Origin of the sequence: Streptomyces bluensis, from assembly GCF_014650715.1 — a bacterium.
Classification (GTDB): domain Bacteria; phylum Actinomycetota; class Actinomycetes; order Streptomycetales; family Streptomycetaceae; genus Streptomyces; species Streptomyces bluensis.
The window spans coordinates 250,789-265,924 of sequence record NZ_BMVM01000004.1 but is presented as its reverse complement, the minus strand read 5'-3'; the positions used below and the strand labels follow the sequence as shown (position 1 = coordinate 265,924).

The window sequence follows — 15,136 nt, the reverse complement described above, 5'->3', positions numbered from 1 at the left end:
TGCCGGACGGACGACTCGATGCTCAGAGCGACGAGGTGCGCATGAGAATCCCAGGAGGGGCGGTTATGCCGTCTCGTAGATGCGCTGATGGTCCCGGAGGCCGGCCAGCCGGAACGGGCCCTGGGTCTGGTGCGGCAGGTCGTGCCAGCCCCCGTCAGTGGGCAGGGTGCGCTCGTGCAGTTCCCGATAGGTGCCGTAGTCGATGGCACGCCGCTTGCTGACTGCTTCTCGATGGGCGTCGCCGCGGAGATGCTCCCGGTAGCCGGGGCGCAGACGGCCGGCGAGAAATTCCGCGACGCTGCCCGAACCGTAGCTGAAGAGGCCCAGCGACTGGCCGGTCAGTTCACTCCCACTGTCCAGGAGCGCGGCGAGCGCCAGGTACATGGAAGCGGTGTAGCTGTTGCCCACCGTCTCGTTGTAACCGGTGGTGGCCGCGATGGCGCTCTCCACCGCTGCGTCGTCCGGCTGCACGCCGCAGGCTTCCAGCAGTCGGCGGTGGGCCTTGAAAGCCATGCGGGTGTACGGCTGGTGGTAGCAGAAGGCACGGAACTCCTCCAGCGGCAGGCCCCCCTGGGCGTTGTAGTCCCGCCAGGCGCCCTCGACCGCTTCGAGGTAGGCGGTGACCGACTCCTTGCCGTTCACCAGGGCGGTGGAGCGGTAGTTGGGGCGCCAGAAATCCATGATGTCGGAGGTGAACAGCCCGGAGGGGCGGTCGATCTCGATCAGCGCCGGGTCGGCCGAGACCAGCAGGGCCGCCGCGGCGGCTCCCTGGGTGGCCTCGCCGGGGCTGTCGAGGTCGTACCGTGACACGTCGCTCGCGATGACGAGGACCTGTTGAGCGGGGTCACGGTGTACCAGGGCGGTTGCGAACTGGAGCCCGGCAGTGGCGCCGTAGCAGGCCTGCTTGACCTCGACCACGCGTACCTGCGGGGGGAGCCCGAGCAGCGAGTGCACGTAGATGCCCGCCGCCTTGGACTGGTCGATGGAGGTCTCGGTGGCGAGGACGAGCGTGCGAATACGGTCGGCCGTGTGGCGCTGGACGATGGGGGCGGCGGCTGCCGCGGCCATGGTGACGATGTCCTCATCAGCGGTGGGCACGCTCATCGCGCGCTGGCCGATGCCCTTGTGGTACTTGGCGATGTCGGTGCCGTTGTGCCTGCTGAGCTCGTCGTGGCCGAGTACGAGGCTCGTGGTGCTGAATGACAGGTCATGGATGCCTATGGCCAGGTCAGTGGGCATGTGCGTCTCCGTTGTGGCGTTCGAGGCGGGTGTGGGCCTTCATCAGTTCGCCCGGATTGGTCTGAGCCGCGAGCAGCGACAGCTCGCCGCAGAGCACGGTGGCTGCTGCCAGAACCGCCAGGCGCCGGGCGTTGTCGCCGACGGGCCGGTCCTCCTGGCAGCCGAGACGGTGAAGATGGGCGTCGACGAAGTCGAGGCCCTTGCCGTTGCCCACCGAACCCACGATGAGGTTGGGCAGAGTGCACGAGAAGTACAGGTCGCCGTCGCGGTCCTCGGCGAGGGTGATGCCCTGCGATCCCTCAACGATGTTGGCCGCGTCCTGGCCGGTGGCCAGATAGAAGGCGAGCAGCATGTTGGCGTAGTGGGCGTTGGCCGAGCGGATGCCGCCGGCGAGCAGAGTGCCGACCAGGTTCTTGTTCGTGTTGAGCGCCGCGATCCTGGCGGCGGTGGTGTGAAGGCGTTCTACCACCACGTGTTCGGGAACGAGTATCTCCGCGACCACGTTCTTCCCACGGCCGAGGATGCCGTTGATGGCGGTGGCCTTCTTGTCCGTGCAGTAGTTGGCGGATATGGAGCCGTAGCGAATTCCCGGAACGGTGGCGAGCAGGTGGGCGAGGAGGGCGTCAGCGGCGAGGGTGGCCATGTTGTGGCCGGAGGCGTCGCCCGTGGAGAACTCGAAGCGCAGGAAGAGCAGGGGGCCGGTCACCTCGTGACGCACTGCCAGCAACTCGGCGAACCGGCTGCTGCGGCGCGTGACCGCGCGCAGCTCGTCCATCGTTGCGTGGACGGCGCGGGCCGCGTCGTAGGCCGCTCCCGCATCGGCGGCCTCGACCAGGACGGAACGGGTCATCCGCTCGTCCACCAGGGTGGCCCTGATGCCGTCCTCCGTCAGCCGGGAGATCTTTGCGCCACGCCCCACCGAGGGCCACAGCGGCGACTCGTAGGTGGCAAGCGGGACCTCGATCTCGGTGGTGGCGACATTGCCCGAGATGCGCAGCGGACCCACCCAGCGGAGAGGGACCGCCGCTGTTGAGAGCTCTGTGCTCGGCCTGGTGATGATCGTCATGCCATGTCTCCTTTCGCCGCGCCCATGGCGAGGCCCCGGTCCTGACAGAATTCGCGCAGCGAGCCGGTCACCAGCACGTCGCAGTCGGCGAGTGCCGCCGGGCTGTGCGCGCCGAGCAGTGTCATCAGGGCGGTGAGCTGGTCGAGCCAGGTGGTGATCTGCCGCACGAGCGCATCCACCCCACCGTCGAGCAGCACGGTGAGGAATCCGCCGGCCGCCCCCACTGCGCGGGCGCCGAGCGCGAGTGCGCGTGCTGCGTCGAGCGGATGGCGTACGCCGCCCGAGGCGAGCAGCGGCAGCCCGTGGCCGCGTGCGTCGAGCAGCGAAGCCGGGGTGCTCAGCCCCCAGTCCTCCAGGTAGGCGTAGTCGGCGTGGTCACGACGGCCGTTCTCGATCCGGGCGAAGTTGGTCCCTCCGCGTCCGGCCACATCGGCGACCCGCACGCCCAGGGAGACCAGTTGCTCCACCGTCCGGCCGCTCAGTCCGAACCCGACCTCCTTGACGATGACCGGTACCTCGACGGCGGTGACGATCTTTTCGATGCCGACAGACCAGTGCCCGAAGGACCGGTCTCCTTCCGGCATCACCGTCTCCTGCACCGTGTTGAGATGGATCTGCAGCGCGTCGGCCTCGATCAGTCCGACCGCCCTGCGGGCCTGTTCCGCGGTGGCCGTCGCGTTGATGTTCGCCATCACGAATCCGTCGGGGTGTTCACGACGCATGGGTGTGAAGGTGCCCGCGGTGGACGGATCCTTCAGGTAGGGGCTCATGGAGCCGGTGGCGATCGGCAGACCGGTCTCCCGCGCGGCGATGGCGAGGTCCCGGTTGATCTCACCCGTCTTCTCACTGCCGCCGGTCATGGCGTTGATGTAGAGCGGGACCTGCCACTCCAGGCCGGCGAAGCTGGTTCGAGTCGAGACTTCTGCCCGGTCCGTGCCGGCGAGAGCGTGGTGCATGAACCGCACCTCGTCGAACTGACTGACTCCCGGTGCGTCGAAGGGTGTGACATGGCGTTCGGGCGAGTGCTGGGCGGTGGCGAGCCTGACGTGCTCGTCCTTTCGGTTTCCGGTCATCAAGGGCGTCCTCGCTGGGAAGCGGATACGGGGTCGGCTGGCGTGCCGTGGCCGGCGTAGTGCTCCTCGAAACCGGGTGTGGTGCCGGGATGGGGCACCTGCAACGGCAGCGTGGTGATGCCGGCCTCGGCCCAGCGCGTTTGCAGGGCTGAGGGCGAGTGGTGGGCCGGCAGCAGAGCGATGCCGCAGTCGCCACCGCCCGCACCGGACGGCTTGGCGGCCGCGCCGCAGGCCTCGGCCGTGTCGCACAGCCGGATCAGCCGCTCGGTGAACATGCCGAGCGCGGCATCCGCGTCCATGCGGGCCAGGAGGTGACGGGCGGCCCGGACGGCATGGAGCAGCGCCTCCGGCTCCCCCCGCTCCAGCGCGCGTACCGCCGCCGTCACCCATCGCTCGCTGTCCGCGAGGAAGTCGGCCCTGGCAGAGCTGCGCCACCACTCTCCCGCGGTGAGATTGGCGACCAGGGCGGAGGTGGATGCCGGGCTGCCGGTCCAGCCCACCCGGAGGGCGAGATCGCGCGGCGGTGGCAGCGTCCGTATCGAGAGGCCCGGCCAGGGGGCGCGCAGTGTCTTCGCGATCCCCCGGAGGTGCAGACTGCGGCGCAGAGCGTCCCGGTCGGGCGAACGGTAGGCGATCCACCCCTGCCAGGTGCTGGCCGCGAGGTCGGCGCCGGAAGGACCGGCGTCGATCCGGACACTCGCCAGCAGGGCGAGCCGGAAGCGGGCCTCCGGTGACAGTCGCATGCCGTAGTAGCCCGTCACGGCCCCCGTGGCCGCTACGGTGACTGCTGCGCTCGACCCCAGCCCGATCTTGGAGCCCTGTTCGTGCAGACGGCTGCGCACCGTGAGGCGTAACGGCTCCGGTGTGAGCCCCTGTTCGGCCCTGAGCTGTTCGATGACCTCCACGGTGGAGACGAGGTGCGCGAGCGTGCCGCGTACGTGCTCGGCGTCTGCCGGGGCGAGGGCGTACAGCGTTCCCTCGCTCCGGTGTAACTGCACCTCGTGGTCCAGCAGATCGGAGTCGACGACGACCTCGGCACCGTCGGCGGCGGACACGGTGACGGTGATGTACCGGTCGACCGCCACGACGATCGCCGGCTGTGCCGGTTCCAGTACGGCGTACTCCCCGGCCACGAAGAGCTTGCCGGGTGCCCGGCGGGTGACTGTCGCTGACATCAGCGGCCCTCCGCCAGGGCGGCGGCGCCGGGGCCACTGCGCGCGACGACCACCCGGGAGCCGGTGACCGCGCGCATCCGATCCGCCACGCGATCCGCGTCGGGGATGTCGCACAGCACCTTGACGTTGGGTCCGGCGTCCATCGTGGCCCAGGCCCGCACTCCTTCCTCGCGCAGGCCGCGGACCTCGGCGAGGACAGCGGCCGAGGCCTCGGTCAGGTAACGGACCGGCGGCGCCGCCGCCTCCATTGTGGCGTGCATGCCAAACGCGTTGTGTTCCGCGATGCTGCCCACGGTGCTCAGGTCGCCCGCTCGCAGTGCCTCACGCATCCGGACGAGGTCGCTACGGCTCGCCGTGACCCATTCCTTGTAGAGCGGAGAGGTGGCGACCGTGCGCCGCATGGCCTCCCGGCTGGAGACGGACTTCGGGCCCGCCTCCAGAACGACCACGACCATCGCGGCGTCCAGGCGGGCGTCCGTGACCGGCTCCGCGTAAGAGGCATCGTCGGGATCGCGAGCGTCCACGGCGCCGGCGTGCCAGACGACGAAGCCGCCGAAGACCGACCTCGCGGCGGAGCCGGACCCGCGGCGGGCGAGGCGGGACAGCGAGCGGCGATCGCAGGACAGCCCGTAGGCGCCGGCCGCGGCCAGTGCCAGGGCTGCGAAACCACCGGCGGAGGAGGCGAGCCCGGCGCCCACCGGCACGGTGTTGTGGGTGTCCACGACGGCCCGCTCACGCCGCCCGGCCCGGTCGCGCACCAGGTCCAGGAACGCGGTCACGCGACGCAGTGGCTCCCCCCGCGCGGGGAGACCGTCCATGACCACGGAATCCGCGTCGGCAGCCGCGTCGAGCCGGACCGACGTAGTGGTGGGGAACACGTCGAGGGTCATCGAGAGGCTGTCGGTGAACGGCAGCACCAGATGCTCGTCGCGCTTGCCCCAGTACTTGATCAGCGCGATGTTCGGATGGGCGACCGCGACCGCCTGTTCAGAACCCGCCATCGCCGGCTCCCTTCGCCACCGGGACGGTCCACGTGTGTACGCCGTGCTCACGGGCGAGCCGACCGGCTACCGCGTCCGCCTCGTGCGGCGTCGCGGTCAGGGCGATGACACAGCCGCCGAGCCCGCCGCCGGTCATCTTGGCGCCCAACGCGCCCGCGGCGAGGGCCGCCTGCACCAGCGCGTCGGTACGGTTCGTCGTGAGGCCGAGGCCGGCGAGCATCTCGTGGCCGTCGGTGAGCCGCCGGCCCAGCCCGGGGAGCCGTCCGTTCTCCAGGTCGCCGAGCGCCGCCCGGGTCAGCTCGGTCGACCGGTCAAGGAAGTCCGCACGACGGCCGGGCGCCTGCGCGAAGGCGGCCCCCAGCATGGCGACGGCCTCTCTGGTCCCGCAGCCGCTCCCGCTGTCCGCCACGACGACATGGCACTCGGAGCCCACCGGGGGAGTGCTGCCGCGGCCGTCCGCCAGCAGCACCGGCCCGGTGCCGCCGACGGCCAGGGCGTCGATGCCGCTGGCCCGGCCGTGCGCCGACCGCTCGGACACCTGCACCAGCTCGAAGACCTCGCGGCTGCTCAACCCGGCCTCGAAAAGCCTGTCGAGCGCGTGGACCAGAGCGCGTGCGGTCGCCGCGCTGGAGCCGAGCCCCCGCGCGGGCGGCACTCCGCTTTCGACAAGCACCTCCAGGCCCGGGGGCTCGGCAAGGCCGGCACGCCGCGCGAAGGCGTCGACGAGCAGTCGCAGTCCCTCGGGAGCGCTCTCTTCCGTTTTCTCCGCGGGTCCGTCCGCAACAGACACGGCACGGCACAGGCGGAGCGGCCCTCGCCCGGGTCGGTCCAGGTGGCTCACGGTGGCCTGGCAGCCGAGGGCCGGCACCGGGAGCGCCAGCGCCGGGGCGCCGTAGACCGCCGCGTGCTCACCCAACATGATGATCTTGCCGTGGGCCCTGCCCGTCGCGATGTGCCGCTTGTCGGCCTCAGGCACATGGTGTGTGGACATGGTTCCGGGTTTCCCTCCTTCTGATAGGTGGTAGTGCGTGGGGACTCCGGCTCGGCCGGCCCCGACACACCGCGCCGGGGAGGTGACGCTCCCGCTGCGCACCGCGCAAACGGACGACATACGCCCGTCGGCGCCGCGCATCAGGGCCTCGCACGAGAGCCCCGGTGGGCGAAGGACGGCCGAGCGACGTTCACCCGCGGCCGACGGAGACCGATCCGGCGGTGACGACCTCCCGTACCCGGACGGCCGCGCGTTCCCCGGTGACGAGGCTGGAGTTGGTCGCGCTGAAGGCCAGGTAGTCCCCGGCGAGCTGGATGCGGGACCGGGGGTCGAGACCGCGGCTGAACTCGCGCAGGCGTGCGTAGTCCCCGGGCTTGCGCAGGATGACCGCGTTCTTCCACCGCTGCACGTAGGCCATGTCCTGGTGTGCCTCAATGTGCCGGGCCAGCTCCGGCCAGGCCTGCCGGTGCACCTCGTGGGTCAGCTCCACCACCTTGTCGTCGTCCGAGTCCCAGTGCCGTATCGCCCACGGATAGCGGTAGTAGCTCGTCAGCAGGCCGTGGCCCTGAGGGGCGCGGCCGGGGGCGAAGTTGTGGTTGAAGGTGATGACGCCCAGGTCGGGGTGTTCCCGCGTGGGAAAGAGGACACAGGTGGCCGTTTCGCTCGGCTTGTTGTCCACACCGAAGTAGACGTGGATGTCCGGCACGTACGGCACGTTCTCCAGGTACGTGCGGCTCGCGGGGGCCATGCCGGGGCACAGCCGGGCGGCGATCGGGCCCGGAAGCGCGACCACCGCGGCCGCGGCCTCCTCCACATGGTCGGGCTCACCTGCCCGGCTCCAGTGCACCCGCACTCCGTCCGATGTCTCCTCCACGAGCGTGACCTCGGCGCCGGTCTCCACGGGGAGCCGGGCGGCGAGGGCCGTCGTGAGGGTGTCGACCCGATCGTGGAAGTTGAACCACTCGGAGTTGACGGCCGGCATCGAGAACAGGAAGTTGACCACGGAGAGGTCGGGAGGCGAATTGAAGAACATCGCGCTCATCGGGTCGACGACGTAGTCGCGGAAGTCCTTGTCGAGACGGCGCTCGGCGTAGGCGGCAGCGGTCTCGGTGTCCAGCGACGCGGCTTCGCCCATGTCGCTGTCCCAGCGCAGGCGGCTGCCGTACTTGTTCAGGTCCGACTGCAGCCGCCGCATGGCGGGGACTGAGGACCAAGGCAGCAGGCCGGAGCTCTTGAGGTCCGTCGGCTTGTTCGCCCGCACGTGGTGGACTCGTCCGTCCCGCCGGATGCCGACGACGTTGTTGGTGCGCAGGGTGGTGTCCTCGATACCGAGGTCGCGTACCAGGTTGAGCATCTGCGTGTAGTTCTCGATCAGCAGGATCGCTGCGAGGTCCATGTGGTAACCCCGGCGTTCCACAGTGCGCATGCGGCCGCCGGCCCGGTCCTCCGCTTCCAGGATCCTGACCGGGTGTCCGGCCTGCTGCAGGCGGAAGGCGGCGGTCATGCCGGCGATGCCGGCACCGACGATGACGATCGGCTCTCCAGTGCCTGTGGTGTTCACGGGTGTCCTTTCATCGGAGCGGAGGCGAGTGTGGGTTCACTTGTAACTGCCCTGTGCCGGCGTCAGGCCCAGCCGATCCGTGAGCCGGCGGGCCGCGATGGCCGCCGAGCAGATGCTGTGGTGCGTACTGGACTGGGTGAAGAAGTCACCTCCGGCAAGCCGGACGCGTGAGTTACTCGGCCAGGCCTTGCCGAGGCGGGCCAGCTCTCGGTAGTCGCCGGGCCGCCTGAAGACCACACACTGCCCAGGGCGCAGAACGTGTGTCATGACGGTGCGGTCCTCGATCTCGGGTGTCAGCCGCACCGTCCGCAGCGCGGCTCGGGCGTGCTCGATCAGTCGTTCCTCGGGCAGATCGCGGTGCTGGTCCGACCAGGAGCCGCGGAAATGCGCCATGACCAGTCCGCGGCCCTGGGGAACCCGGCCCGGAGCGGTGTTGTGCGGCAGGATCACCCCGACCAGCGCGGGGTGTTCCGCCCGCGGGACATTGACCATCACGGCTTTTTCAGCGGTGGGCCGGTCCAGACCGAAGGCCACGTGGACGCTTCCGGTGTACTCGACGCGACGGAAGAAGTCGGCGAATGGCCGCTCCATCTGGGCGTAGAGGTCGAGCGCCTGCGGAGCGGGAACGGCCATCACGCAGGCGTCCGCCCGCTCGGTGCGTTCCGCCGTGCCGTCCTCCGCCTGCCAGGTGACGGACACACCGGAGGAGTTCTCCTCGACCTGACGCACGTGTGCGTGGTAGGTGACGGACAACTGCGCCGCCAAGGAACGTGGCAGCCGCCCGACACCTCCTGCGAAGGTGAACAGTCCGCCGCCGCCCAGCAGCGAGTTGAGCAGCATGAACGGAGCGATGGACGAGGTGCGCTCGACGTCCTGGAGAGACGCGAGCATGCACAGCGGGTCCAGCAGGTGGTCGACGGTGCCCGGGCGCAGGCCCCGGCGGGCCGCGTAGCCCGCGACGGACTCCCCGTCGTGGCGGGCCGCGGCCGACATGTCGTACCAGTCCAGGGTCCTGCGAATCCGGACGTGGTCCGCCATCAGCTTGGGCAGATCCGTGGGGAACGGCGCGAAGCGCAGCAGCCCGGCCGCCATACGGGGCAGGGAGCCCACGCGCAGGTGGTGCACACGCCGGTCGCGCATGAGCCCGACGACGTCGGAGGAGGGCAGGACCTGGTCCCCGATACCCGCCAGGTCCGCCAGGCGCAGCATCGCCCGGTACCGGCGGGACAGCAGGGAGGCGCCGGTGTCGAGGTAGAAGCCGTCGCGTTGGATCGACGCCATCCGTCCACCCACGTACTCCGGGCCCGAGCGCTCCAGCACGGTGACCTTGCAGCCGCGCCGTTGCAGGAGGAAGGCGCTGGTGAGCCCGGCTATGCCTGCGCCGACCACGACGACGTGCGGTCGGCCTCCCGACTCCTCGGTGGCCCGTCGAGAGGTCGTGGGAAGCACGCTGCTCATGCGGACATCTCCGACCGCGGTTCCTCACGTTCGTACCGGGTGTGCCGGAGATACCACTCGACATGGTTCTGGAAGCAGAGCAGACCGTTGGCCCAGGCCCGGATCGCCGCGATCTCGCTCCCGGTGTAGGAGTCGCCGGAGCCGGAACCGCTGATCCTGTCCAGCGCGCCCTCCAACGACCGCACGCGCTCCTTGATCCGGTCCAGTGTTTCGACAGCGGCGTCCTGCAGCGACTTGCTCTCCAGGCGGTGCAGGAGAACAACGAGGTTGTAGGCGTCCGGCCGGTGCAGCTCCTTCGACACGGAGCACAGGTCGTTGATCCAGGACGCGATGTCAGCGGCGCAGCCGATCATCTCGGTGTACTCCGGCGTTCCGTAGAAGCGCGCCGGAAGCCGTACGCACTCCGCCTGCTCCACGAAATCCAGGAGCGGAAGCACCGGACCGGTGTCCCTGCGCAGCGCGATGTAGGCGTCGACATCCGGCAGGACGCCGCGTGCCCGGTAGTCCGACTCCACGACCAGGGAGGTGAAGTAGTCGTCGAGGTGGGCGAGGAGTTCGTGGAACTGCACCGGTGCCATGACCCGTTCCGTCCGGCTCAGCAGATCCGACAGCGATCGCTGCAAGGAGTCCTCGGCGCGGGGCAGCGTGCTGCGGTGCCTGGCCGCGTCCACCATCCGGCGCAGCGGCGCGGCCGCCTTCTCGGCGGCGTCGGCACTGGTGCCGGCGGCTCCGTCCTCGAAGTGGTCGTCGAGGTTGAAGTACCACATCGTCCACTGCGTGATCAGCACGCGCATACCGGTGTCCGCCCGTGGATATCCGTGGCTGACCAACTCTCCCGCGCACAGGCGGCGCAGCGGATGAAGGGCGATGCCGGAGTCGATCAGGCCGAACCGCCGGGCCCATTCCTCACCGCCACTCTCGACGGCCGCGACATCGTCGGGGTCCCGCGACGGAGCGGCGGGGAAGGGCCACCGCGGCAGAACGGCCTCCAGGACCGGATCCGAGACTGGGCTGTGCACGGTGCTTCTCCTTTCTCTGTCCCGTCGACGAAGCGATCACCGGCCGGGACGGAGGCATCGGGATGGACATGAGGGGCAGATGCGCCGGGGTTCGGTCGGCGAGGGGCGGGCGTCGGCCGGCGGGGGGCAGGCGGGACTTCCGCGACAGGCCCTGGTTCCGCCGGCTCCGCCCGAGGCGACGACGGCGTCGCCGTCACAGGGGTGCGGCGCCCGTGCAGGACGGAGGGACGAGTGGGGTGTGGTGGATCCTCGCCGTCACCGGCGAGGTCACGTGACGTCAGTGGTCACGGTCGGCGAGCCACTGGGCGAGGGCACGCAGGGGACGGCTCTCGGGTGCCGGAGGACAGGCGTCGTCCAGGTGGCACAGGGCTTCGGACAGATGCCGGCGAGCACGTTCGGCTGACAGTCTCCGCCCGCCCGCACGTTCGACCAGATGGGCGGTGCGGCGGAGGGTGTCCATGTCGTCCAGAGCAGGATCGCGGGAGTAGTGGTCGGCCAGTTCCTTCGACTCCGGTGTGCGGGAGGTCAGCGCGGCGACCACTGGCAGGCTCTTCTTGCGGGTGTGGAGGTCCGCGCCCGCCGGCTTGCCGGTCAGCTCGGGGTCTCCCCAGATACCGAGGAGGTCGTCCACGTGCTGGAAGGCCAGCCCCAGGGATCGGCCGAAGGCGTCCATCGACGCCGCCTGCGCTTCGTCGGCGCCTGCTGCGATCGCACCCAGTCGGCACGCCGCCCCCATGAGGGCGCCGGTCTTGCGGGCGGCCATGGTGGTGCATTCGCCGAGCGAGACGTCGGCCCGCCGCTCAAAACCGATGTCCTCGAACTGCCCGCCGATGAACTGCTGCACAGCCTCGTTCAGCGCCGCGGTGGCGCGTGCGCTGTGGCCGTCCTGCTGGGCGAGGGACACCGCCAGCGCGAGCATGGCGTCACCCGCAAGGAGCGCGCCGGGGATACCGAAGACCTTCCAGGCCGCGGGCCGGTGCCGACGAGTCTCGTCCTGGTCGATGATGTCGTCGTGCAACAGCGAGGAGTCGTGCGCGAGCTGGACTGCCGCGGCGGCGCTCCGTCCCACGCCGGGACGTCCGCCGACGGCCCGGGCGGCGAGCACGACGAGCGCGGGCCGTACAGCCTTGCCCCAGCCGGCCGATACGGGCCGACCCTGCTCGTCCCACCAACCCAGGTGGTAGCCGACGACGATCCGCGCCTGCTGGTGCAGGGAGGAGACGGCCTTGCGCAGGACCGGATCGGTCACCTCGCGGGCGTAGCGCAACCAGGTCTCCGGCGGGGCGTCGTCGGAGGGTGACCCCACCGCGTCCTGTTCTCGTGTCTGACCGGTCGTCCTCACTGGGCCGTTCCTTCCGTCACGGTGCCCGTCCTCGTCGTGGGCCGCTGCCAGTGGTGCCGGTCGAGTGCGTAGTGGAACAGCGCGGCGATGCCGTCCCTGGAGGTCGCTTCGCCGCCCGCCTGCCCCAGTGCGTGCAGTCCGCGGTCGAGGTGATCACGGGCGGCCCGCTGGGCCTCCTCGCGTCCTCCGGCCTGGTCGATGAGGTCGGCGAGCACGGGCAGGTCGGCCTCGACGGGAGCCCTTTCGCAGGCCAGTCGCGCGGCCAGCCGCACACCCGCGGGAGTACCGGACCGGAGTGCGGCGATCACCGGATACGTTCGTTTCTGCTGTCGCAGGTCGCCGAACGGAGGCTTGCCGCTGTCGGCGGCAGTGCCCCAGATGCTCTCGATGTCGTCGGCCATCTGCCAGGCGACACCCAGATTCCAGGCCGCCGCCCGGAGTGCCCGCACTCCCGCGACAGGCGCGCCGGCGAGGGAGGCGCCCACTTCGACACAACCGCAGAGCAGACCGGTGGTCTTGGCGCAGGCGGCCAGATAGTCCTCCGTGCTGACCCGGTCCACGTGAAAGCGGTTGAGAGAGAGGTCGGCCGCCTGACCGCGGATGATCGTGTCCACCGCGTTCGCCAGGGCTTCGGCGGCCCGATGTGCGGGAGTGTCGTCCGCGGCGGCGACGACACACAGTGCCTGGCTCAGCAGGGCGTCCCCGGTCAATACGGCCGGCCCCGATCCGAAGGCCACCCAGGCCGCCGGGCGGCCTCGCCGAAGCTCGTCGGCGTCCATCAAGTCGTCGTGCAGCAGCGAGAAGTTGTGTACCAGTTCCACCGCGACCGCGCCGGGCACAGCGGTCGCCGTGCTGCCTCCGAAGGCCCGTGCTGAGAGCAGCGTCAGTGCGGCGCGCATCATCTTGCCCGCATGGAGGCCGGTGGGCGTACCGTCGGGCTCGCGCCATCCCAGGTGATAGGCGCCGATGCGGGCCAATTGTGGGGGAAGTCCCTCCACCACCTCGCGTAACGCGGGCAGAGTGGCCTCCCGGCACTCGGCCAGCGTCTCCTTGACGAAGTCCGCAGCCAGGCCGCTGGGGACCTTTCCATCCTTCATCGGGGTTATCTCCCACTCCCGTGCTTTTCCAGGACTGGCATGTTCCGCAACTGCTGTTCCGGTAAGTCCGGGCGACGATCCGTGGCCGGTGCATCGGGACTCAACTCACCCGGAACAAGTGACGCCGTCGCGGGTCGCTAAGGTGAGAGTTGCGCTCCTGCGCTTGGTGCCTTCGCAGAGACATGCCGTGGATGTGACAGAAAGTCGATGTGCCGTGTCAGCGACGACTCCAGTGAAACAGCGGACGCTCCGCCGGGCCAAGACATCCCGGGTGCCATCAATGTCCGACGGGTCTCCTCCTTGTGCCTTTGTGAGATCCCCGGATACGTTTTCGGACACTCCGGATGCAGTGGTGCAGCGCGAGTCCTGCCATCAGTCTGAAAACGAATCGTTTTTCCTCTTTCCGGGCGGGGGTAGAAGCGTTCACGACGTCCGATCAAGTCCGCCTGCCGCACCAAGGGCCCGCGCGCTGCGCGTCCCCCATCGGGTCCGCGTCACCGTTGCCGCGTATCCCGTCACCGCTTCCGCGCATCCCGTCGGCGCGGCCTCGTCGCCGACCCGTCCGCTCCTGCTCTCCCCGTCCGGCTTCTAGGAGTTCTCATGGCGCGCAACGATCCCAACCACGACTTGAAACGGCTCCTGTCGGAGGCAGGGCTGACCGGCGAAGCACTCGCCCGATCCGTCAACCTGGCCGCCGCCGAGACCAACAAAGTGCTCCGTTACACGCGCAAGTCGGTTGCGAGTTGGCTCGCGGGCTCGCGACCGCCGGCGCCGGTCCCCGCACTGGTGGCCGAGATACTCACGCGGCGCATCGGTCGGCACATCACGATCCAGGAAACGGGACTGGCGCTCGTCCCCGACGAGCCGATGGACGCGTTGAGGGCGACCGGTGGCAGCGCCCCAGCGGCCCTGACGATGCTGACCGCAGCCGACACCGGGGCCACCACCCGCGGCGCGTTCCGGGCTCTTCCTTTCCGATTAACGAACGTACCTCCGGCCTGGGTCGATACCGGTCCGCACCCGGCGGCGGGCGACCGGCGGCTGGGAGCCGGGGAACTGGACGCCGTGGCTTACGCCACCAAGTACTACTCGGACACCATCAACACCTTCGGGGGTGCGCACGGGCGCACCGCGCTGGCCGCCTATCTCGCCACCGACGGGGCCGCCTTCCTCACCGCCCGGGCAGACCCGACGACCCAGACGCGGATCCTCGGGCAACTGTCGCGGCTGACCCATCTGCTGGCGCGCATGTGTGCGGACTGCGGTCAGGCCGGGGCGTCCCAGCAGTACTTCAACGTCGCGGCCCAGTTGGCGATCGAGGCGCAGGACCGCACCTTGTACGCCGTCACCCTGCGGGCCATGAGCGCGCAGCTCAGCCAGCTGGGCCACCGGAGCACGGATCTCGCCGTCCAGGCCTTGTCGACCGCGCCCGAGGACTCGCCGCCGCCCATCAGGGCGTTCCTGATGAGTCAGCTCGCCGTGGCCCACGCCTCGGCCGGCCTGGTCCGTCCGTCACTGTCGGCACTCTCCGACGCGATGGTGCTCCACGGCGGGCGGGACACGGACCCGTCCACTCCCTTCAGTGGCTATCCCGTGGCGGCTCTGCACTACCAACGCGGCGACGTGCACCAGATTCTCGGTGAGTACGACAAGTCCGCCACGGCGTTCGCCACCTCGTTGCGGCACCGGCCCGCTCACGCGCACCGTGCCCAGGCACTGACGCTGGCCCGGCTCAGCGAGGTTCTCCTGCTGGACGGCCGGGTGGACAAGGCCTGCACGAGCACGGAACGCCTGCTCGAAACCTTCGGGCGCATCCGCTGCCCGCGCACCGCCGGCACACTCCTCGATCTGCGCAGGCGACTGGTGTCCCACGTGAGGCGGCCGCAGGTCCGTTCGGTGGTCAGCCGCCTGGACGGCTACATGGCCCACCACTCCCTGTCGACGAACCTCGTCAAGTAGCCCCTTCGGCGCCCAAGGCAGCCGCAGAGGTGATCCGGCACGTCTGCGTCGCGGTGCACAAGCGCACATGCGTTGGTCACGCACGACGCACGGTCTCTGAAGTTCCCTACCGAACGCAGTTGGGTCGGCGTGGACTTGAAGGAGAGCAGCAGGCC

The 15,136-nt window shown here is 70.0% G+C and carries 12 protein-coding genes; 1 reads left to right on the top strand and 11 read right to left on the bottom strand.

Translation table 11 applies throughout. The features are described 5' to 3' along the window. Positions 1-63 precede the first annotated feature (63 nt). The 11 genes from IE262_RS13935 to IE262_RS13885 form a co-directional block, all read right to left on the bottom strand. Positions 64-1,239: a hydroxymethylglutaryl-CoA synthase gene (locus tag IE262_RS13935; protein WP_134039180.1), complete on the bottom strand. Its 1,176-nt coding sequence runs from the start codon at positions 1,237-1,239 to the stop codon at positions 64-66. Continuing rightward, positions 1,229-2,305, bottom strand: a complete 1,077-nt coding sequence (locus IE262_RS13930; RefSeq protein ID WP_134039179.1) for a hydroxymethylglutaryl-coenzyme A reductase family protein — start codon at positions 2,303-2,305, stop codon at positions 1,229-1,231. The genes IE262_RS13935 and IE262_RS13930 overlap by 11 nt, the downstream gene beginning before the upstream one ends. After that, positions 2,302-3,378 (bottom strand): type 2 isopentenyl-diphosphate Delta-isomerase, encoded by a 1,077-nt coding sequence (fni, locus tag IE262_RS13925; RefSeq protein ID WP_189873843.1) that lies wholly within the window; start codon positions 3,376-3,378, stop codon positions 2,302-2,304. The genes IE262_RS13930 and fni overlap by 4 nt, the downstream gene beginning before the upstream one ends. Beyond that, positions 3,378-4,553, bottom strand: coding sequence for a phosphomevalonate kinase (locus IE262_RS13920; protein WP_189873841.1), 1,176 nt, complete (start codon positions 4,551-4,553; stop codon positions 3,378-3,380). Before IE262_RS13920 ends, fni begins: the two co-directional genes overlap by 1 nt. Next, entirely contained in the window at positions 4,553-5,554 is a 1,002-nt protein-coding gene (gene mvaD / locus IE262_RS13915) for a diphosphomevalonate decarboxylase (RefSeq protein ID WP_189873839.1), read from the bottom strand. Before mvaD ends, IE262_RS13920 begins: the two co-directional genes overlap by 1 nt. Beyond that, complete coding sequence (gene mvk / locus IE262_RS13910; RefSeq protein WP_166681701.1) at positions 5,541-6,545, bottom strand: mevalonate kinase; 1,005 nt, start codon at positions 6,543-6,545, stop codon at positions 5,541-5,543. Before mvk ends, mvaD begins: the two co-directional genes overlap by 14 nt. 190 nt (positions 6,546-6,735) lie before the next feature. Next, positions 6,736-8,106 carry a protoporphyrinogen/coproporphyrinogen oxidase gene (locus tag IE262_RS13905; protein ID WP_134039174.1) on the bottom strand — a complete coding sequence of 457 codons (1,371 nt, stop codon included), beginning with the start codon at positions 8,104-8,106 and terminating at the stop codon, positions 6,736-6,738. A 36-nt stretch (positions 8,107-8,142) separates the two neighbouring features. Continuing rightward, positions 8,143-9,564 carry a protoporphyrinogen/coproporphyrinogen oxidase gene (locus IE262_RS13900; RefSeq protein WP_189873837.1) on the bottom strand — a complete coding sequence of 474 codons (1,422 nt, stop codon included), beginning with the start codon at positions 9,562-9,564 and terminating at the stop codon, positions 8,143-8,145. Then, on the bottom strand, positions 9,561-10,583 hold the full coding sequence (locus IE262_RS13895; RefSeq protein WP_189873835.1) for a terpene synthase family protein: 1,023 nt from the start codon (positions 10,581-10,583) through the stop codon (positions 9,561-9,563). The genes IE262_RS13900 and IE262_RS13895 overlap by 4 nt, the downstream gene beginning before the upstream one ends. A 277-nt stretch (positions 10,584-10,860) precedes the next feature. Further along, the gene (locus IE262_RS13890) at positions 10,861-11,925 is read right to left on the bottom strand and encodes a polyprenyl synthetase family protein (RefSeq protein WP_229877249.1); all 1,065 of its coding nucleotides are present in this window, start codon (positions 11,923-11,925) and stop codon (positions 10,861-10,863) included. After that, positions 11,922-13,022, bottom strand: coding sequence for a polyprenyl synthetase family protein (locus tag IE262_RS13885; RefSeq protein ID WP_134039171.1), 1,101 nt, complete (start codon positions 13,020-13,022; stop codon positions 11,922-11,924). The genes IE262_RS13890 and IE262_RS13885 overlap by 4 nt, the downstream gene beginning before the upstream one ends. A 600-nt stretch (positions 13,023-13,622) precedes the next feature. Between IE262_RS13885 and IE262_RS13880 the strand changes: the two genes are divergently transcribed. After that, entirely contained in the window at positions 13,623-14,981 is a 1,359-nt protein-coding gene (locus IE262_RS13880) for a tetratricopeptide repeat protein (protein WP_134039170.1), read from the top strand. Positions 14,982-15,136: the final 155 nt, after the last annotated feature.